The organism is Streptomyces bathyalis (assembly GCF_015910445.1).
In the GTDB taxonomy this organism is placed as follows: domain Bacteria; phylum Actinomycetota; class Actinomycetes; order Streptomycetales; family Streptomycetaceae; genus Streptomyces; species Streptomyces bathyalis.
Window position 1 is genome coordinate 5,397,526 of record NZ_CP048882.1, and the last position, 18,735, is coordinate 5,416,260.

General features: G+C 68.4%; 15 protein-coding genes and 2 tRNA genes. 12 read left to right on the plus strand and 5 right to left on the minus strand.

What is annotated here, in order from left to right:
* Nucleotides 1-76 precede the first annotated feature (76 nt).
* Nucleotides 77-1,381 carry an acyltransferase family protein gene (locus G4Z16_RS23340; protein WP_197352633.1) on the minus strand — a complete coding sequence of 435 codons (1,305 nt, stop codon included), beginning with the start codon at nt 1,379-1,381 and terminating at the stop codon, nt 77-79.
* Nucleotides 1,382-1,996: 615 nt separating this feature from the next.
* On the opposite strand from G4Z16_RS23340, the gene G4Z16_RS23345 reads away from it, so the two are divergent.
* The gene (locus G4Z16_RS23345) at nt 1,997-2,191 is read left to right on the plus strand and encodes a hypothetical protein (protein WP_028435138.1); all 195 of its coding nucleotides are present in this window, start codon (nt 1,997-1,999) and stop codon (nt 2,189-2,191) included.
* Nucleotides 2,192-2,377: 186 nt separating this feature from the next.
* On the opposite strand, the gene G4Z16_RS23350 is transcribed toward G4Z16_RS23345, so the two are convergent.
* Both G4Z16_RS23350 and G4Z16_RS23355 read right to left on the minus strand, forming a co-directional pair.
* A tRNA-Gly gene (locus G4Z16_RS23350) sits at nt 2,378-2,448 on the minus strand.
* Nucleotides 2,449-2,697: 249 nt separating this feature from the next.
* On the minus strand, nt 2,698-3,576 hold the full coding sequence (locus G4Z16_RS23355) for a serine hydrolase (RefSeq protein WP_197352634.1): 879 nt from the start codon (nt 3,574-3,576) through the stop codon (nt 2,698-2,700).
* 603 nt (nt 3,577-4,179) lie between these two features.
* On the opposite strand from G4Z16_RS23355, the gene G4Z16_RS23360 reads away from it, so the two are divergent.
* The 5 genes from G4Z16_RS23360 to clpX all read left to right on the plus strand — a co-directional run bounded on the left by G4Z16_RS23360 (nt 4,180) and on the right by clpX (nt 8,898).
* Nucleotides 4,180-4,256 (plus strand) — tRNA-Pro (locus G4Z16_RS23360).
* A 109-nt stretch (nt 4,257-4,365) separates the two neighbouring features.
* Nucleotides 4,366-5,829, plus strand: a complete 1,464-nt coding sequence (gene tig / locus G4Z16_RS23365; protein WP_197352635.1) for a trigger factor — start codon at nt 4,366-4,368, stop codon at nt 5,827-5,829.
* 247 nt (nt 5,830-6,076) lie between these two features.
* Nucleotides 6,077-6,679 carry an ATP-dependent Clp protease proteolytic subunit gene (locus tag G4Z16_RS23370; protein ID WP_106965301.1) on the plus strand — a complete coding sequence of 201 codons (603 nt, stop codon included), beginning with the start codon at nt 6,077-6,079 and terminating at the stop codon, nt 6,677-6,679.
* A 73-nt stretch (nt 6,680-6,752) separates the two neighbouring features.
* Nucleotides 6,753-7,460 (plus strand): ATP-dependent Clp protease proteolytic subunit, encoded by a 708-nt coding sequence (locus tag G4Z16_RS23375; protein ID WP_197352636.1) that lies wholly within the window; start codon nt 6,753-6,755, stop codon nt 7,458-7,460.
* A gap of 151 nt (nt 7,461-7,611) precedes the next feature.
* Nucleotides 7,612-8,898: an ATP-dependent Clp protease ATP-binding subunit ClpX gene (gene clpX / locus G4Z16_RS23380; protein ID WP_197352637.1), complete on the plus strand. Its 1,287-nt coding sequence runs from the start codon at nt 7,612-7,614 to the stop codon at nt 8,896-8,898.
* A 193-nt stretch (nt 8,899-9,091) separates the two neighbouring features.
* On the opposite strand, the gene G4Z16_RS23385 is transcribed toward clpX, so the two are convergent.
* Nucleotides 9,092-9,802, minus strand: a complete 711-nt coding sequence (locus G4Z16_RS23385) for a hypothetical protein (RefSeq protein WP_197352638.1) — start codon at nt 9,800-9,802, stop codon at nt 9,092-9,094.
* Nucleotides 9,803-9,876: 74 nt separating this feature from the next.
* The gene (locus G4Z16_RS23390) at nt 9,877-10,839 is read right to left on the minus strand and encodes a hypothetical protein (RefSeq protein ID WP_197352639.1); all 963 of its coding nucleotides are present in this window, start codon (nt 10,837-10,839) and stop codon (nt 9,877-9,879) included.
* Between the two features lie 157 nt (nt 10,840-10,996).
* Between G4Z16_RS23390 and G4Z16_RS23395 the strand changes: the two genes are divergently transcribed.
* The 6 genes from G4Z16_RS23395 to mreC all read left to right on the plus strand — a co-directional run bounded on the left by G4Z16_RS23395 (nt 10,997) and on the right by mreC (nt 18,732).
* Nucleotides 10,997-13,639, plus strand: coding sequence for a valine--tRNA ligase (locus G4Z16_RS23395; RefSeq protein WP_197352640.1), 2,643 nt, complete (start codon nt 10,997-10,999; stop codon nt 13,637-13,639).
* A 239-nt stretch (nt 13,640-13,878) separates the two neighbouring features.
* On the plus strand, nt 13,879-15,441 hold the full coding sequence (folC, locus tag G4Z16_RS23400; protein WP_197352641.1) for a bifunctional tetrahydrofolate synthase/dihydrofolate synthase: 1,563 nt from the start codon (nt 13,879-13,881) through the stop codon (nt 15,439-15,441).
* On the plus strand, nt 15,441-15,791 hold the full coding sequence (locus G4Z16_RS23405) for a DUF4233 domain-containing protein (protein ID WP_197352642.1): 351 nt from the start codon (nt 15,441-15,443) through the stop codon (nt 15,789-15,791). Before folC ends, G4Z16_RS23405 begins: the two co-directional genes overlap by 1 nt.
* A 122-nt stretch (nt 15,792-15,913) precedes the next feature.
* Nucleotides 15,914-16,327 (plus strand): nucleoside-diphosphate kinase, encoded by a 414-nt coding sequence (gene ndk / locus G4Z16_RS23410; protein ID WP_197352643.1) that lies wholly within the window; start codon nt 15,914-15,916, stop codon nt 16,325-16,327.
* A gap of 303 nt (nt 16,328-16,630) precedes the next feature.
* Nucleotides 16,631-17,650 (plus strand): rod shape-determining protein, encoded by a 1,020-nt coding sequence (locus G4Z16_RS23415; protein WP_028431807.1) that lies wholly within the window; start codon nt 16,631-16,633, stop codon nt 17,648-17,650.
* Between the two features lie 143 nt (nt 17,651-17,793).
* Nucleotides 17,794-18,732: a rod shape-determining protein MreC gene (mreC, locus tag G4Z16_RS23420; RefSeq protein ID WP_197352644.1), complete on the plus strand. Its 939-nt coding sequence runs from the start codon at nt 17,794-17,796 to the stop codon at nt 18,730-18,732.
* The last annotated feature ends 3 nt before the right edge of the window (nt 18,733-18,735 follow it).

An 18,735-nucleotide genomic window follows, 5' to 3' on the forward strand; every position in this document is an offset into this window, starting at 1 on the left:
GCGCGCCCCCACGCTGAAGCGGGCCGGTGCGCAGAAGCGCCCGGCCCGCCCGCTGAGCAACTGTTCTCCCGTGCGCCTACTTGGCGTGCTTGCCGCCGCCGCGGGACCCCGCCTTGGACGACGAGCCCGAGCGTGCGTACTCCCCGGAGACCGGGGCGGACCCGCCCGATTCGGCGTGAGCCGGAGCGCCGGGGTCGAACGGCGCGGAGGCCGCCTGAGCCGGCTTCTGCGGAGGCGCGGGTTCCTTCTGGCGTGCGCGGGCCTGCGCACCCGCGTCCTGCCTGAAGAACCACTCCATCTTCGGCTCCATGGCGAAGCGGAAGGCGCGGCGCACCGGCCAGGTGCACAGGACGGTCATCATCACCGCGGCCATCAACGTGATCACCACGCGGCTGACGGGGTGGTCGACCCACTCCATGTCGTACCACTCGAACTCGCGCGAGATCTTGATCGGGTAGACGTGGATCAGATACGCGTACAGCGTTCCGGCGCCGAGGGAGGTGAACCACATGTGGCGACGCGGCACCAGCGCGAGGAACGCGGCGGTCAGCACGAGCCCGCAGCCGAAGGTGGCGAGCGTCATCACGCCGCCGACCCAGGCCGGCGCCCCGAGGTCCTGCGAGGCCTTGTCGTGCAGGAACCAGCCCTTGGACATCCGCGGCACGGCCCAGTAGGCGACGAGCAGCGCACCGGCGAAGACCGGCAGCGCCAGCATCCTGAACCTGCGCCGGGTGACGATCTGGAAGTGCTCGGGCCGCAGTTGGAGGCCGAGCACGAAGAAGGGCAGGAAGGCGGCGATCCGCATCAGGTTCAGATCGCTGTTGATGCTCGGCGTGACGCCCGCCGCGATGGCGACGGCGAGGGCGACGGGCAGCGGCCACCGCATGCTCTTCCACAGCGGGGTCGTCAGCCTCCACAGGAAGAGTGCCACCAGGAACCACAGTGCGAAGCCCGGCTCCTGGTAGTGGAACTCCCGGTCGGGGTTGTCGCTCGCCCACCGCATGAAGAAGGTGTAGATCGTCTGGAAGATCACATACGGCACAAGCACGCCGGTGACGAGCCGCTTGATCTGCCGGGGCTTGCCCTCGAAGCTGCGCGAGAGGTAGCCCGAGACGATGATGAACGCCGGCATGTGGAAGGCGTACAGCACGAAGTAGAGCGCGCCGGCCATGCGGCTGTCGTCGCGCAGGGGATCCCACACGTGTCCGATCGCGACGAGCACGATCGTGAGGTACTTCGCGTTGTCGAGAAAGGGGTCCCGCTGGTCGGCGGGCTTTTTCTTGACCTTGGCCGGCGGCTCCGCGGACGCGTCAGGCGTCGCGGAGGGGGACTCCTGGCGGACCGGGGGGAGCGGTGCCCGCTCATAACCAGCGTGCAACATCTGTCGCACCTTAGTCCTCAAACCTATGAGTCGTAAATTCTTGGCGAGATTCCAACACGCCTACCCGGAACAGTTTTCGACACACGTCGGTGAGCAGGGATTTCGGACCACGGCACCCGATCCGGGCGTCGTTCTGTCGGTACATGTCCGTCTTGACCGGACAATCGGACTGGGCCGAGACGGTCGCGTGGGTACCTCGACGGGGCTTGTTTCACGCACGGGCGGGCCGTTTCCGGAACGCGCTGTGATCGACTCCACAACACCCCGCGATGCGGCGGCAATTCGGCACCGGAGGCGCCGCGGAGCCACGTCCGCTCTTGCACATGTTGCATTATCGCTGCGCAGCGCATTGATCGGTGTGGAGGGTCACGAAATACCGTACGTATTAACTTCCGGCGGGCGGTGGGAGAGGCGTCACGGGTGTGTCCGGGGCGTGTAGAGCGTGTGCGCACGGGGGAGAACCGCAACGACCGGGGAGGGTGGTCCCACGGCCGATGATTCGTCACCCAACTCCACGCACGCGTGACTTGGTGGCACGATGGTCCGCGGCGGGGGCAGTGGTGGCGACGGCCCCTCGGCCGGTGAGGCTTTCCGACCGCAAGGGTGTGATCAGTTGTGGCCATTTCACTGTCTGTGGTGCTGCTGTTGGCAGTCATCCTGGTGGTGATGATCAGGGGTGGCTCGATAAAGGCAGGGCCGGCCATCGTGGCGGTGCTCTTCGGCTTCTTCCTGGCCTCGACCGACATCGCGCCGTCGGTCAACCGGTTCATGAACTCCCTTGCGGACATGATCAACCAGATCAGCTTCTAGCGCGGCGGCGCTCACGCGCGGCCGCGGCCGCACCGCTCTGCCCGAGCCGAGCAGGGGTACAAGAGCACACGGAGCCCGGGGTCACCGTGCACCTGAGGGAAGCCCTGAGGAGGGCATCCCCTCGCGCCGAAGAGCCGGAGCACGCCGAAGGGCCGGCCCCATGTGGGGCCGGCCCTTCGCATTCCGAGCGGGCGACGGGAATCGAACCCGCGTAGCTGGTTTGGAAGACCAGGGCTCTACCATTGAGCTACGCCCGCAAGTGCCCCGCCCCGTACACCGGGCGGTTGAGCCCGGTGCGTGATCCGTCGCAACGGCCTGCGCCGGTACGCCCGTCGGAGCGGTACGGACTGCATCGTAGTGCATCTTCACGCGGCTCACGATCGTGACCTGGCGCCGGTGCGGCCGAGACGTCCCCGACGTGCCGCTACGCGCCGCCGAGGCAACCGGATGCGGCCGAATGTGAGGTCCGTCCTCCTTGCCGTCCCCGGCCGCGAGGAACAGCGGGCTCAACGCCTGCCGAGTCCGCGGTGCACCGCCTTGGCGACGCCCTGGATCGTGCCGACTCCGTAGTCCATCCTCCTGTTGCCCTGCGAGAGAACGGCGATGCCGTAGTCGTTGCCGCCGTGGGTGAAGGCGCCGATGCTGTGGACGCGCCAGGCGCCCGTGGCACGCGGCAGCCAGCCGTTCTTCACGTGGACCGTGGCCGAGTCCGGGGCTCCCGCCGGCACGCCCCAACGCTGGCTCGGCACAACGCGGTTCATGAGGGTGAGGGCATAAGCCCGTGACTCCGCGTTGAGGACCGGGTTGGACGCGGTGAGCAGCCGCAGCAGCTTCACCTGGTCCCGCGCGGTGACCTGGGTGAGGCCCCAGACCCCGTTCCGTCCCGGCTCGGTGTTCCGCATCCCGGCCAGCGACAGGAACTGCGCGAAGCGCTCGCGGCCGATCCGGCGCCACAGGGTGGAGGTCGCCGCGTTGTCCGACCTGGTGACCATCGCGGTGGTGAGATCCACTTCGTCGCGCGTCAGCCTGCGGTCCTCCTCCTGGGCCTTGCGCAGCAGCGCCGCGAGCACCGAGACCTTGACGACGCTGGCCGAGTCGTAGTGCACGTCGGCCCTGAACTCGCATGTGGTGCCGGTGCGCCGGTCGTACACGGCGAGCGCCGAACTGTCCTGACGCGGGCGGATCGCGTCGGCCACGTCGTCAGCCAGCCGTGCCGCCAGACCCGGCTGGGACGAGGTGCACACGACCTGCGCGCCCCCGACCCGGGCCTGTGCTGTGCTCGCCGCGGCGGGGCCGGCCGACGTCAGGACGGTGAGCGTGGACGCGGCGGCGACGGCCGCAGCCGTGGCTCGCCTCGTGGTGGCCGTTGTGCGCGATCCGAACATGGAGGTTCCGTCCCGGTCTGGGCTGCTCTCTGGTTGCGACCTTCCGGCTCCGGCTCCTGACCACTGGAAAGGTGACCGGCCGTCCGGATTGTTCATGTTGCGATGAATGTCACATGATGCTGGAGGCGCTCGGACGGCGACAGGTGCGCCACGCGGGGCTGCCGCCGTTCGTGCTCTGAGCACGGCGGAAGCACCGTGACGGCTTACGACTGGGCCCCCCTGCGCCGCACCGGGGAGTGCCCGGCGCCTGCCGCCCGGCGGTGCGACGGCCAGGCTCGTGCGAAGGAGCACGGGCGACCGTTCAAGTGTCACCCACTCCTGGGGTTCCTCCTCCGTGGGCGGCATCTCTGGCTCCGCGAGGCGGGCACGTGATCGCACGCCGTCGGAGATGCCGGGCGGATCCGAGGCACTCGGCGCGGTCCGTCGTGGAGGGCCGGTGAGGCCGGCCGCGGGGAAGGGCCCGCCGCACGATCCGACCCCGGGCTCAACCCCGATTCCGCTTCCGCGGACCCCGGGACGAAAGCTGATGTCGCCGGGACCCGGGACGGGAGGAGAGCCGGGCGCGGCCTCGTAGAAGGCCATGTACTCTACGTGTCGCACCGGCGGGGTGTGGCGCAGCTTGGTAGCGCGTCCGCTTTGGGAGCGGAAGGTCGTCGGTTCGAATCCGGCCACCCCGACCACGTACTATGCAAGACGCGCGCGCCAGTGTCGTGTCCGGATTCCGAGCGGTTTGCGGGGCACCCGGCAGAGCGTTATTCCCCCAAGAAGTCAGCCCCAAGGAGACCGACCGTGAAGAGCGCCGTGGAGACCCTGAACCCCACCCGGGTTCGGCTCACAGTCGAGGTGCCCTTCGAGGAGCTCAAGGACAGCCTCGACGCGGCGTACAAGAAGATCAACCAGCAGGTCACCGTTCCCGGTTTCCGTAAGGGAAAGATCCCTGCCCGGGTGATCGACCAGCGGTTCGGACGCGGGGCGGTGCTGGAGGAAGCGGTCAACGACGCGCTTCCGAAGCTCTACCAGTCGGCTGTCGAGGAGGGCGAGCTGAACCCGCTGGGTCAGCCCGAGGTCGACATCACCGATCTGAAGGACAACGAGCTGCTGTCCTTCACGGCCGAGGTCGACATCCGCCCCGAGATCACGATCCCCGACTACTCGGGCATCGAGGTCGAGGTCGAGGCCGCCGAGGTCTCCGACGAGGACGTGGACAAGGCCGTCGAGCAGCTGCGTGAGCGCTTCGCCTCCACCACGGTCGTCGAGCGTGCCGCGGCCGACGGCGACGTGGTCAAGGTCGACCTGGAGGCCAAGGTCGACGGCGAGGTCCTCGAGGACGGCGTCGCGGAAGGCGTCGACTACACGATCGGCTCCGGCGAGCTCCTCGACGGCATCGACGCCGCCGTCACCGGTCTCGAGGCGGGCGGCGAGTCCACCTTCACCTCCGAGCTCAAGGGCGGCTCCGCCGCCGGCAAGGAGGCCGAGGTCTCCGTCAAGGTGCAGACGGTCTCCTCGCGCGAACTGCCCGCCCTGGACGATGACTTCGCCCAGCTGGCCAGCGAGTTCGACACGCTCGAGGAGCTGCGCGAGGACAGCCGCAAGCGCCTCGGCCAGCAGAAGAAGTACGAGCAGGCCACCGAGGCGCAGGAGAAGGTGCTGGACGCCCTCCTCGGCCTCGTCGAGGTTCCCGTCCCGGACAAGCTGCTGGCGGAGGAGGTCGGCACCCGCAAGGACAACCTCGTCAACAACCAGCTCGGTCAGATGGGCCTCGACCTCGCGACGTACCTGCAGATGCAGGACAAGTCCGAGGAGGACTTCGACGCGGAGCTCAAGGAGCAGGCGGAGAAGGGCATCCGCACCCAGTTCGTGCTCGACGAGCTGGTCACCAAGGAGAAGCTCAACGTCAGCCAGGAAGAGCTGACCGAGCACCTGATGCGCCGTGCCCAGTCCTCGGGCATGAGCCCGGACCAGTTCGCGCAGGCAGTCGTCGAGGGCGGCCAGGTGCCGATGCTCGTCGGCGAGGTGGCGCGCGGCAAGGCGCTGGCCACCGTCGTCGAGAAGGCGACCGTCAAGGACAGCAACGGCGAGACGGTCGACCTCGACGACGAAGAGGACGAGACCGCCGAGACGGTCCAGGCCGAGTCCGGCGAGACGGTCCAGGCCGAGTCCGGCGAGGAGTCCGCAGAGGCCACCGCGGCGGCCGCCGAGGAGACCTCGGAGAAGGGCTCCGACGAGGAGCAGGAGAAGAAGTCGGAGGGCTGACCCTCCCTCTCACCGCCCTCTCGCAGCACTCACTCGAGTACGACGGCCGGGGCCCGCGCACCAGTTCGTGCGCGGGCTTCGGGGCTGCACAGAGGGCCCATGGGACCTGCGCTGACAGCGAACAGCTCCCGATGCGGGATGGCTCCGTCGGTGCCTCGCGTTAGGGTCCCAAGTGCATGAAGACCCCAGAGACGGCACGCCTTCGGCTACCGTCCGGACACGAGCAGGTGGACACGTGACGCTTCCGATGCCTTCCGCCGCCGCTGAGCACCTTGGTGGTGGCCTCGGCGACCAGGTCTACAACCGGCTGCTCAACGAGCGGATCATCTTCCTCGGCCAGCCCGTCGACGACGAGATCGCCAACCAGATCACCGCTCAGTTGCTGCTCCTGGCGGCCGACCCGGACAAGGACATCTTCCTTTACATCAACAGCCCCGGTGGCTCGATCCAGGCCGGCATGGCGATCTACGACACCATGCAGTACATCAAGAACGACGTGGTCACCATCGCCATGGGCCTCGCCGCCTCGATGGGCCAGTTCCTGCTGAGCGCGGGCACCCACGGCAAGCGTTTCGCGCTGCCGAACGCGGACATCCTGATCCACCAGCCCTCGGCCGGCCTGGCGGGCTCCGCCTCGGACATCAAGATCCACGCCGAGCAGCTGCTCCGCACGAAGAAGAAGATGGCGGAGCTCTCGGCCCAGCACACAGGCCAGTCCGTCGAGCAGTGGACCCGTGACGCCGACCGCGACCGCTGGTTCTCCGCCGAGGAGGCCAAGGAGTACGGCCTGATCGACGAGGTGTACGGCAGGGCGGCACAGCTTCCGGGAGGCGGCGGTACGGGCGCGTGAGCCGCGCCGCAGGACAGCAGGCTCAGCAGCAGCGCAGCGACCGCAGTCAGCCCATCACCAGGAGAAGGCTCCGATGACCAAACTTTCCGGACTCCCCGCCTCCGGCGGTTTCCCCGGCGCGGAGAGCACGTACGCCTCACAGGGCCGCTACACGGGCCCGCAGCCCGAGTCCCGCTACATCGTCCCGCGGTTCGTCGAGCGCACCTCGCAGGGTGTGCGCGAGTACGACCCGTACGCGAAGCTCTTCGAGGAGCGCGTGATCTTCCTGGGCGTCCAGATCGACGACGCCTCGGCCAACGACATCATGGCGCAGCTGCTGTGCCTGGAGTCGATGGACCCGGACAGGGACATCTCGCTCTACATCAACTCGCCCGGCGGCTCCTTCACGGCGCTCACGGCGATCTACGACACGATGCAGTTCGTGAAGCCGGACATTCAGACGGTCTGCATGGGGCAGGCGGCCTCCGCCGCCGCGGTGCTCCTCGCCGCCGGTACTCCCGGCAAGCGGATGGCGCTTCCCAACGCCCGCATCCTGATCCACCAGCCCTACAGCGAGACGGGCCGCGGTCAGGTCTCCGACCTGGAGATCGCCGCGAACGAGATCCAGCGCATGCGGATCCAGCTGGAGGAGATGCTGGCGAAGCACTCCACCAAGGAGATCGAGCAGATCCGCGACGACATCGAGCGTGACAAGATCCTCACGGCCGAGGAGTCGCTGGAGTACGGGCTGATCGACCAGATCGTCTCCACCCGCAAGTCGTCCGTCGGCATGGGAGTCTGACGCAGGCGCATGTCACTTTCCCCCTTGGGACGCCTCTACCGAGTCGTCCCAAGGGGGGCCCAATTCGACGGCTCGGCAGGGTACCGTCGTCAGAGCACGTACCTCGGTCCGACGGCTGATGGACCGGTCCCAGGCGAAGGGGAAGCACCTCGTGGCACGCATCGGTGATGGCGGCGATCTGCTCAAGTGCTCGTTCTGCGGGAAGAGCCAGAAGCAGGTGAAGAAGCTGATCGCAGGGCCAGGCGTGTACATCTGCGACGAGTGCATCGACCTGTGCAACGAGATCATCGAGGAAGAGCTCGCGGAGTCCTCCGAGGTGCGCTGGGACGAGCTCCCCAAACCCCGCGAGATCTCGGAGTTCCTCGAGGGGTACGTGGTCGGCCAGGAGGCGGCCAAGAAGGCGCTCTCCGTGGCGGTCTACAACCACTACAAGCGGGTGCAGGCCGGCGAGAACGGCGGCCCCCAGGGCCGTGAGGACGGCATCGAGCTCGCCAAGTCCAACATCCTGCTGCTCGGCCCCACCGGCTCCGGCAAGACACTGCTCGCGCAGACACTCGCCCGGATGCTCAACGTCCCCTTCGCCATTGCGGACGCCACGGCGCTGACGGAAGCGGGCTATGTCGGCGAGGACGTCGAGAACATCCTCCTGAAACTGATCCAGGCGGCCGACTACGACGTCAAGAAGGCCGAGACCGGGATCATCTACATCGACGAGATCGACAAGGTCGCCCGCAAGAGTGAGAATCCGTCGATCACGCGTGACGTCTCCGGCGAGGGCGTCCAGCAGGCGCTGCTGAAGATCCTGGAGGGCACGACCGCCTCCGTGCCGCCGCAGGGCGGACGGAAGCACCCGCACCAGGAGTTCATCCAGATCGACACGACGAACGTGCTGTTCATCGTGGGCGGGGCCTTCGCCGGGCTGGAGAAGATCATCGAGTCCCGTGCGGGCGCGAAGGACATCGGCTTCGGCGCCACCATCCGCTCCAAGCGGGAGATCGAGGACAGCAACCAGTTCGAGGACGTCATGCCGGAGGACCTGGTGAAGTTCGGGATGATCCCGGAGTTCATCGGCCGTCTTCCCGTGATGACGAGCGTCCACAACCTCGACCGCGAGGCGCTGCTGCAGATCCTCATGGAGCCGCGCAACGCGCTCGTCAAGCAGTACCAGCGCCTCTTCGAACTCGACGGTGTGGAGCTGGACTTCGACCGTCCCGCGCTCGAGGCCATCGCCGACCAGGCGATCCTGCGCGGCACCGGGGCGCGCGGGCTGCGCGCCATCATGGAAGAGGTCCTGATGTCGGTGATGTACGAGGTTCCGTCGCGCAAGGACGTCGAGCGTGTCGTGATCACCGAAGAGGTCGTCCACTCCAACGTGAATCCGACCCTCGTGCCCCGCTCGCGCGGCAACGAGCAGGAGCGGCACGAGAAGAGCGCGTAAGGCCCGTCCGCAAGCGCGCGGGCATTCGCTCAACCGCCTTCGCAGCCACGGCAGTTGTCCAGCACGGCAGTTGTGCCGCAACGACGAGAAGGGGCGCCCATCGTCGGGCGCCCCTTCTCGTGTCCGTGCTCCTCGCGACGTGAACGCCGCGCGCGCTCCGTCAGCCGCAGGCTTCCGTCCGCAGCCGCAGCCGTCAACCGGCCTCGACGAGGGCGTCCTTGCGTACCTTCGCGGTCAGTTCGGCGGTGCTCTTCAGGTCCACGGGCTTCGTCTTCGTCCCGTCGCTGGTGAGGATCATCGAGGAGACCGTGCCGACCGTGCTGGAGTCGGACCAGCTGCACATCACGAGGCTCATGCTCGAGATCTTGTACTCCTGGCACTTGAGCACGTCACCGTCGAAGCCGGACGGCGAGAACTTCTTGAGGCTGCCCTCTGCCTTGGCGCCGGTCTCGGTCTTCAGCGACTTGCCCGTCTGCTCGAAGACCCAGTCCACGGCCTTCTCCGGGTTCTCCACGGAACCGTAGGCGCCGCCGAGTTGGAGCTTCTTGGTGGCGCCGGCCTTGTACTCGGCGCTGACGTCGGCGCCGGACGTCATACCCGGCACCTTCTTGTTGTCGAAGGCCTCGCCGTCGCCCTTCTCGCCCTTGCCGTCCCGCTGGTACTCGCCGGCCACCGTCTTCGGCGTCGTCAGCTTGTACTCGGGAGCACCGCCGGGCCCCAGGACGAAGTACCCGCCGACGAGGAGGCACACGACGACCAGGGCGCCGACGACCACGGCTATGGTCCGGCCGCTGAGGCCGCTCCTGCCGCCCGGGCCGCCCTTGCCATTGCCACCGTCCTGCGTGGGCACCGGTGCACCGGGCGCCGTCGACGGTCCGTGCGGGGCCGGCTGACTGTCACTCATCGCTTGCGTCTCCTCCGTCAGGCGGGGGATCCCCGACACACCGGCCGGGGATCCCGGAACCTCAGTCCCGCGGGCTACTTGATCTCGACCCGCGCGTCGTCGCGCAGCTTCGTGGACAGCTTCGCGACGTCATCGATCGACATGCTCTTGCCGGTGAGAACGGCGGCGGAGTCCTGGGCGGAGACCATCGCCACCGTGCTGTGGTCGCCCCACATGCACAGCGGAGCCTTGATCTCCGAAGGAGTGCCGCTTCCCGCGGACGTGGCTGCGCCGAGGCTGACCTTGATGATCTGGCACTTCATCACGGCGTCGTCCTCGAGGCCGGCCGGCTCGACCTTCTCGGGGCTGCCCTCGAGTTCGGCGGTCCTGCCGGAACGCTCCGCGCTCTTCTCGCTGTCCTCGGCCATCTTCGCGAACGCCGCGTCGACCGTGGCCTCCGGGTCCTCGACCTCGCCCCAGACACCCTGGAAGTTGAGCTGCTTCAGGGCCGTGCCGCTGCCGGACTTGTACGAGCCGTGCTCGCTCTTGGGCCCGTCGACGCCCGCCTTCTCGAACTCGGAGAGCTCGGCCTGCGTCATCTGGTTCGTGGTGCCGAAACCCTCGTTCTTCTCGTACTCGCCGGCGACCGTCTGCGGCGACGTCAGCTTGTACTTCTTGCCGTCGTCGGCGACCGATCCGCCGCCTCCGCCGCCCCCCAGGCCGCCGAACAGCAGGACGGCGCCGATGAGGACGCCCACGATCACCAGCGAGCCGATGATGATCGCTACGGTCTTTCCGGCCATGCCGCTGCCCTGCGGGGGCATCGGCGGTCCGGGCTGCCCGTAGGGACCGGGCTGCCCGTACGGGCCCGGCTGCCCCGGCTGCTGCGGATAGCCGTAACCGGGCTGTCCGGGCTGCTGCGGATACCCGTAGCCGGGCTGGCCCGGCGTCCCGCCCGGAGCGCCCTGGGCGTACGGGTTCGGGCCCTGCGGAGGCTGTCCGTACGGTCCGGGCGGGGGCGGCTGCTGTCCGTAAGGCCCCGGCTGGTTCTGACTCATGGCTGTGCATCCCCTCCGTTTGATGAGCGACGCCTGCGACGCGGTCGCGCTCGCGCCGGCGCGCTGCGCGTACATCCTTGCGGACCCCAGGAGCACGTGCTGCACCGGTCCCCAAACCGATTCGAGACTGCGACATTGACGCCCGTACACTGCCGTCGTGACCGAGAATTCTCAGCAGCGCCCCGACTCCCGAGGGCCGAAAGCAGCAGCCCCCGCAGACCTTCCGACGCAGTACGCGCCGGCCGAGGTGGAGGAGGAGCTGTACGAGCGCTGGGTAGCTCGCGGTTACTTCGAGGCGGACTCGAAGAGCGACAAGCAGCCGTACACCATCGTCATCCCGCCACCGAACGTCACGGGATCGCTCCACCTCGGCCACGCCTTCCAGCACACGCTGATGGACGCCCTCACGCGCCGCAAGCGCATGCAGGGCTTCGAGTCGCTGTGGCTGCCGGGCATGGACCACGCGGGCATCGCCACGCAGAACAAGGTCGAGCAGCAGCTCGCCGAAGAGGGCAAGTCCAGGCAGGACTTGGGGCGTGAGGAGTTCGTCGAGCGGGTCTGGCAGTGGAAGGAGGAGTACGGCGGCAAGATCCTCGGCCAGATGCGCCGCCTCGGCGACGGCGTCGACTGGACGCGCGAGCGCTTCACGATGGACGAGGGCCTCTCCCGCGCCGTCCAGACCGTCTTCAAGCAGATGTACGACGACGGGCTGATCTACCGCGCCGAGCGGATCATCAACTGGTGCCCCCGCTGCCTCACTGCCATCTCCGACATCGAGGTGGAATACCAGGAGGACGACGGCGAGTTGGTCTCCATCAGGTACGGCGAGGGTGAGGATTCCCTGGTCGTCGCCACCACCCGGGCCGAGACGATGCTCGGTGACACCGCCGTCGCCGTCCACCCCGACGACCAGCGCTACGCGCACCTGCTGGGCCGGCGCATCAAACTGCCGCTCACCGACCGCACGATTCCGGTCGTCGCGGACGAGCATGTGGACCCGGAGTTCGGCTCCGGCGCCGTCAAGGTCACTCCCGCCCACGACCCGAACGACTTCGCGATCGGGCAGCGGCACGACCTGCCGGCGCTGACCGTCATGGACGAGCGCGGCGTGATCACCGCGCACGGTCCGTACGAGGGCCTCGACCGCTTCGAGGCACGGTCCTCGATCGTCGCCGCCCTGCGCGAACAGGGCCGCATCACGGCCGAGAAGCGCCCGTACACGCACAGCGTCGGGCACTGCTCGCGCTGCAAGACGACCATCGAGCCGCGGCTGTCGATGCAGTGGTGGGTCGGCGTCGGCCCGCTCGCGCAGGCCGCCGGTGACGCGGTGCGCGACGGACGGGTCAAGATCCACCCGCCGGAGATGTCGGCGCGCTACTTCGACTGGGTCGACAACATGCTCGACTGGTGCATCTCGCGCCAGCTCTGGTGGGGCCACCGCATTCCGGTCTGGTACGGCCCGGACGGAGAGGTCCGCTGCCTCGGCCCCGACGAGCAGCCGCCCACGGGCGAGGGCTGGACGCAGGACCCCGACGTCCTCGACACCTGGTTTTCCTCCGGCCTCTGGCCGTTCTCCACCCTCGGCTGGCCCGAACAGACCCAGGATCTGGCGAAGTTCTATCCGACCGACGTGCTGCTGACCGGCCACGACATCATCTTCTTCTGGGTCGCCAGGATGATGATGTTCGGGCTCTACGCGATGGACGGCGTCGCCCCGTTCCACACGATCGCGCTGACCGGTCTGGTCCGGGACGACCACGGCAAGAAGATGTCCAAGTCCAACCCCAACTCGGTCGACCCGCTGGACTGGATGAACGCCTACGGTGCCGACGCCGTCCGCTTCACGCTCACCAGCGGCGCCAACCCCGGCGCCGATGTGCCGATCGGCGAGGACTGGGTCAAGGCGTCCCGCAATTTCGCCAACAAGATCTGGAACGCCACGCGTTTCGCGCTGATGAATGGTGCGACGATCGAGGGCCCGCTGCCTGAGGCGTCCGAACTGGGCGCGACGGACAGGTGGATCCTCTCGCGCCTCAACTCGGTCGTCACCGAGGTCGACGGCTACTACGACGACTACCAGTTCGCCAAACTCTCCGACGCGCTCCGGCACTTCGCGTGGGACGAGGTCTTCGACTGGTACGTCGAGCTGTCCAAGACCACCTTCGCGGCCGGCGGACGGCCAGCCGAGGTCTCACGCCGGGTTCTCGGCGAGGTCCTCGACGTGATGCTGCGACTGTTGCACCCGGTGGTCCCGTTCGTCACCGAGTCGCTGTGGACGACGCTCACGGGAGGCGAATCCCTCGTCGTCACGCCATGGCCGGCCGACTCGGGATTCCGGGACGCGGAGGCCGAGCGGGAGATCGCCACGCTCCAGAACGCGGTGACCGAGGTCCGGCGCTTCCGTGCCGACCAGGGCCTCCAGCCGGGGCAGCGGGTTCCGGCCCGGCTCACGGTTGCGGACTCCCCGCTGGCCTCCCACGAGGCCGCGATCCGGCAGCTGCTGCGGCTCCAGCCCGAGGGCGAGAGCTTCCATGCCACGGCGTCGCTGCCCGTCGCGGGCGGCACCGTGGAGCTGGACCTCTCCGGAGTCATCGACGTCGACGCGGAGCGCAAGCGGCTGACGAAGGACCTGGACGCCGCCGAGAAGGAGCTTCGGCAGACCACGGCGAAGCTGGAGAACGAGGGCTTCCTCGCGAAGGCCCCCGATCACGTCGTGGGGAAGATCCGGGACCGCCGTGACGCCGCCGAGGCCGACATCGCACGCCTCCGGCAGCAGATCGAGCGGCTGCCCGGCGCGTAACCCGCGAGCGCGTGGTCCTGGTCGCCCCGGGCCCACGCGCTCGGGCCTCGTCGAGCGCGTCCTTGGGTGCCCGTCGACGGGCCACTCGCGTACTCACGGTCCGGCAGCATCCGTGCTGCCGGACCGCTTCGCGTTCCACGGGGTCGCGCCCCGGCCCCGGCGACCGCGGGCTATGCGGGACCTGGACCGCGGCGGACCGCCGGGAAGGGCGCCCCGCCGCCCTACGTAGACTGGGCGCCGTGAGTGACCAGCCCCAGCCCCCCGAGCAAGGTCCCGGCGAAGACCCGGACGAGGAGAACGGCGACACCGCACCCTCCGAGTTCGAGGAGATCGTCGGAGCGGAGACGGACCGCGACCCGGACCTGGCGGTGATCGAGGCCGGCAGCCGCACCCTCCGCGCCCAGGCCGGCCCGCCGGAGGCCGACGTCGTTCCCGGGCGGCCCGAGGACCCCGAGACGGACCGGGCGCTGCGGGCGGTGGAGACGGAGCTGATGGGCCGCTGGCCCGAGACCAAGCTCGACCCGTCCCTGGACCGCATCCGGGCGCTGATGGACGTGATGGGGGAGCCGCAGCGCTCCTACCCGTCCATCCACATCACCGGCACGAACGGCAAGACCAGCACGGCGCGCATGATCGAAGCGCTGCTGAGCACCTTCGAGCTGCGCACCGGCCGCTACACCTCACCGCACGTGCAGTCGATCACCGAGCGGATCAGCGTCGACGGCGCTCCCGTCACCGCCGAGCGCTTCATCGAGACCTACGAGGACGTGAAGCCGTTCGCGGAGATGGTCGACGCGCAGCAGCCGCACCGCCTCTCCTTCTTCGAGATGCTGACGGGCATGGCCTACGCGGCCTTCGCCGACGCCCCCGTGGACGTCGCCGTCGTCGAGGTCGGCATGGGCGGCAGCTGGGACGCCACGAACGTCATCGACGCGGGCGTCTCCGTCATCACGCCCATCTCGCTCGACCACGTCGCACGTCTCGGTGACACCCCCGAGAAGATCGCCGGCGAGAAGTCCGGGATCATCAAGAAGGACGCCACAGTCGTACTCGCCCAGCAGCCCGTGGAAGCGGCCTCCGTCGTGCTGAAGCGGGCCGCCGGGGAGGACGCGACGGTCGCGCGTGAGGGCCTCGAGTTCGGGGTGGTCTCGCGCGAGGTCGCCGTCGGCGGGCAGCTGATGACGCTGCGCGGACTGGGCGGTGAGTATCCGGAGATCTTCCTGCCCATGCATGGGGCGCACATGGCGCACAACGCGGCCGTGGCGCTCGCCGCCGTCGAGGCGTTCTTCGGCATCGGCGCCCGGCAGACGGACAAGGGCCGCACGCTCGACGCCGACATCGTCCGGCAGGCCTTCGCGTCCGTCTCCTCACCCGGCCGCCTCGAGCTGATGCGCACCAGCCCGGCGGTGCTTCTCGACGCCGCGCACAACCCGGCGGGAGCGCGTGCGACAGCGGAGGCGGTCACCGAGGCGTTCAGTTTCAGCCGTCTCGTGGGCGTTGTCGGTCCCAGCAGCGACAAGGACGTACGGGGCCTGCTCGAGGCCTTCGAACCGATCTTCGCCGAAGTGGTCCTCACCCGTAACTCCACATCCCGGGCGATGGATGTCGACGACCTGGCGGCCGTCGCCGTCGAGGTCTTCGGCGAGGAGCGGGTGCAGATCGAGCCCCGGCTCGACAGCGCGCTGGAGGAGGCGATCACGCTCGCCGAGGAGGAGGGCGAGTACGCCGGAGCGGGCGTCCTGGTCACGGGATCCGTCATCACGGCCGGCGAGGCCCGGCTGCTGCTGGGGAAGGAGCGGTAGTGCGCACCCTCTGCGCGAGCACGCTGCTCGGTGAGTTCTTCGTGATCGGCTTCGCCGGTCTCGTCGCCATGCGTACCAGCGACCTGTCCACGGGCACCGTCTGGACTGTGTGCGGGGTGGCGATGGCGCTCTGCGTACTGCTGTGCGGAGCACTGACGCGCCCGGGCGGTGTCCAGCTGGGCTGGGCGCTCCAACTGGCCCTGATCGCCTCCGGATTCGTCGTCCCCGCCATGTTCTTCCTCGGCGCCTGTTTCGCGGGACTGTGGTGGGCGTCCGTCCACTTCGGCCGGAAGGTGGACGAGGCGAAGGCCGAGCGTGCCCGGCTGGAGACCGAGCCTGACACTGCGTGACGGTGAGCGGTGCCGCCCGTGTAGCCTCTGGGCATTCGCAACCGGCCACATCCCCGACCCTGACCTCCCCGACGCCTGACGTCCCCGACGGCACGGCGCACCATCCCCGAGGAGCCCCCGACATGAGCGAGCGCACCCTGGTACTGCTCAAGCCCGACGCCGTACGCCGCGGCCTGATCGGTGAGATCACCGGCCGGATCGAGAGCAAGGCGGACTGGGCCGTCAGGGCACTGGAGTTGCGCACGCTCGACCGCTCGACGCTGGAACAGCACTACTCCGAGCACGTCGGAAAGCCGTTCTACGAACCGCTGGTGGAATTCATGGCCTCGGGCCCGTCCGTCGTGATGGTCGTCGAAGGTGAGCGCGTCATCGAAGGAGTGCGGGCACTCGCCGGTCCGACGGACCCGATTGCCGCGCCGCCCGGCTCCATTCGGGGGGACTTCGGCACGATTGTGCGGGAAAACCTGATTCACGCATCGGACTCGGCGGAGTCCGCCGAGCGAGAGTTGAAGATTTTTTTCCCTGACTTCAGTTAGGGTTTCGCTGACGCGTCATCAGTCGTCAGAGCCTGGATGACCTGGGGCGACCGACAATTTCCGGTCGCCCTTCGGCATATGCGCCTTGGTTCGGGGGAACGCATCACCCCGACACGACGTCACTGATTACAGGGACGACGGCTGTTACGCCGACAATGGCGGGACACCCTCGCTACGTGTTCGAGTCCGCGTCTACGATGGAACCTCGCGCCTCCATTGCGTTAGCGCGGATCACCCACTCCTGCCGTCCTCCCACACACATCGCTCCAGTTGGAAGGCCAGACGCATCCTATGGCGAACAACATGTCGTTCATCGGCCGTGATATGGCTGTCGACCTCGGGACCGCCAACACGCTGGTGTACGTCAGGGGTCGCGGGATCGTCCTCAACGAGCCGTCGGTCGTCGCCATCAACACCAACACCGGGGGCATCCTGGCGGTCGGCGCCGAGGCGAAGAAGATGATCGGCCGCACCCCGGGCAACATCGTGGCCGTGCGTCCGCTGAAGGACGGCGTCATCGCCGACTTCGAGATCACAGAGCGGATGCTCCGCTACTTCATTCTCAAGATCCACAAGCGACGCTATCTCGCCCGTCCGCGGGTGGTCATCTGCGTTCCCTCCGGCATCACCGGGGTCGAACGCCGCGCCGTCATCGAGGCGTCCACGCAGGCAGGCGCGCGGCAGGTGCACATCATCGAGGAGCCGATGGCGGCCGCGATCGGCTCCGGGCTGCCCGTGCACGAGGCCACCGGCAACATGGTCGTCGACATCGGCGGTGGCACCACCGAGGTGGCGGTGATCTCGCTCGGAGGAATCGTCACGGCGCAGTCGATCCGCGTCGCCGGGGACGAGTTGGACAACGCGATCATCCAGCACATCAAGAAGGAGTACAGCCTGCTCCTCGGCGAGCGCACGGCCGAGAGCATCAAGATCACGATCGGCTCCGCGCACTCCCTCGACAAGGACGAGCACACGGAGATCCGTGGCCGTGACCTGGTCAGCGGCCTTCCCAAGACGGTCGTCATCTCGGCCGCGGAGGTCCGCAGGGCCATGGAGGAGCCCGTCAACGCGATCGTCGACGCGGTGAAGACCACGCTCGACAAGTGCCCGCCCGAGCTGTCCGGCGACGTCATGGACCGCGGGATCGTCCTCACCGGCGGCGGCGCGCTGCTGCGCGGTCTGGACGAGCGGCTGCGCAGCGAGACGGGCATGCCGATCCACATCGCCGAGGATCCGCTGGATTCCGTGGCGCTGGGCTCCGGCAAGTGCGTGGAGGAGTTCGAGGCCCTTCAGCAGGTCCTCGATTCCCAGCCCAGGCGATGATCTGAACGCAACGAACTGCCGTGCGGTCCGCCGCATGCACGACCACCAGTCCGCCTGTGGATCGTTGACAGTTCCGGAGCACGGCAGCAGTGCTCCGGAACGGACACCGCTCCACCGACTGAGGAAAGGCACGGCCGCCGCACGTGAGGGACACCCGAGAGAGCCGGCTGCTGCTCGTCCTTCTGATCGCCATCGCGTTCGCACTGATCACGGTGGACATCAGGAAGGCCGAGCAGTCCCCGATGGACAGCGCGCGGCATGTGGCCGCTTCCGCCTTCGGGCCTGTGGAGAACGGGGTGTCAGCGGCCGTCGACCCCGTCGGGAACTCCATCGCCGCCGTCCGTGACTCCGGTGTGCGGCACGACCGCATAAGCCGTCTCGAGGCCGAGAACGCGAAGCTGAAGCAGAGGCTCGGCTCCAGCGACCGGCACCGCGCACGTTCCCAGGAACTGGACAGACTGCTGAAGACCGCCGGCGCCGGCGGCTACGGGCTCAAGGGCGCCCAGGTCATCGGCATCGGCTCCGCGCAGGGCTTCTCCTGGACGGTCACGATCGACGCCGGCACCAAGGACGGTCTCGCGCGGGACATGACGGTCATCAACGGCGACGGCCTCGTGGGCCGTGTCACGACCGTCAGCTCGTCCACCGCGACCGTGCTGCTCGCCAACGACCCCGACTTCTCCGTCGGTACCCGCATGGAGAAGAGCAGCGAACTCGGCTTCGCCACAGGTCGCGGCGGTGACGCCATGACCGTCCAGCTCCTGAACGGCAAGGCGAACGTGAAGAAGGGCGACCGGATAGTGACTTTCGGTTCCCGGAACAACAAGCCCTTCGTGCCGGGCGTGCCTGTGGGGACGGTCTCCAAGGTCGACAGGACGGCGGGTGACCTCACGCGCAGCGTCAACGTCCGTCCGTTCGTCAGCTTCAGCAAGCTCGACATCGTGGGTGTCGTCGTCCAGCCGCCGCGTACGGATCCGCGGGACGACGTGCTGCGGGCGAAGAAGCCGCCGAAGCCCAAGCCCGCGCCCACGGTGACCGTCACCAAGACGCCGAAGCCCGATGCTTCGGAATCCAGGAGCTGACCG

Excerpts from the sequence above, each read along its gene's own strand:
- G4Z16_RS23340 (WP_197352633.1), bottom strand. The coding sequence starts at position 1,381 with ATGTTGCACGCTGGTTATGAGCGGGCACCGCTCCCCCCGGTCCGCCAG.
- G4Z16_RS23355 (WP_197352634.1), bottom strand. The coding sequence starts at position 3,576 with ATGTTCGGATCGCGCACAACGGCCACCACGAGGCGAGCCACGGCTGCG.
- G4Z16_RS23370 (WP_106965301.1), top strand. The coding sequence starts at position 6,077 with ATGCCTTCCGCCGCCGCTGAGCACCTTGGTGGTGGCCTCGGCGACCAG.
- G4Z16_RS23375 (WP_197352636.1), top strand. The coding sequence starts at position 6,753 with ATGACCAAACTTTCCGGACTCCCCGCCTCCGGCGGTTTCCCCGGCGCG.
- G4Z16_RS23385 (WP_197352638.1), bottom strand. The coding sequence starts at position 9,802 with ATGAGTGACAGTCAGCCGGCCCCGCACGGACCGTCGACGGCGCCCGGT.
- G4Z16_RS23390 (WP_197352639.1), bottom strand. The coding sequence starts at position 10,839 with ATGAGTCAGAACCAGCCGGGGCCTTACGGACAGCAGCCGCCCCCGCCC.
- ndk (WP_197352643.1), top strand. The coding sequence starts at position 15,914 with ATGAGCGAGCGCACCCTGGTACTGCTCAAGCCCGACGCCGTACGCCGC.
- G4Z16_RS23415 (WP_028431807.1), top strand. The coding sequence starts at position 16,631 with ATGTCGTTCATCGGCCGTGATATGGCTGTCGACCTCGGGACCGCCAAC.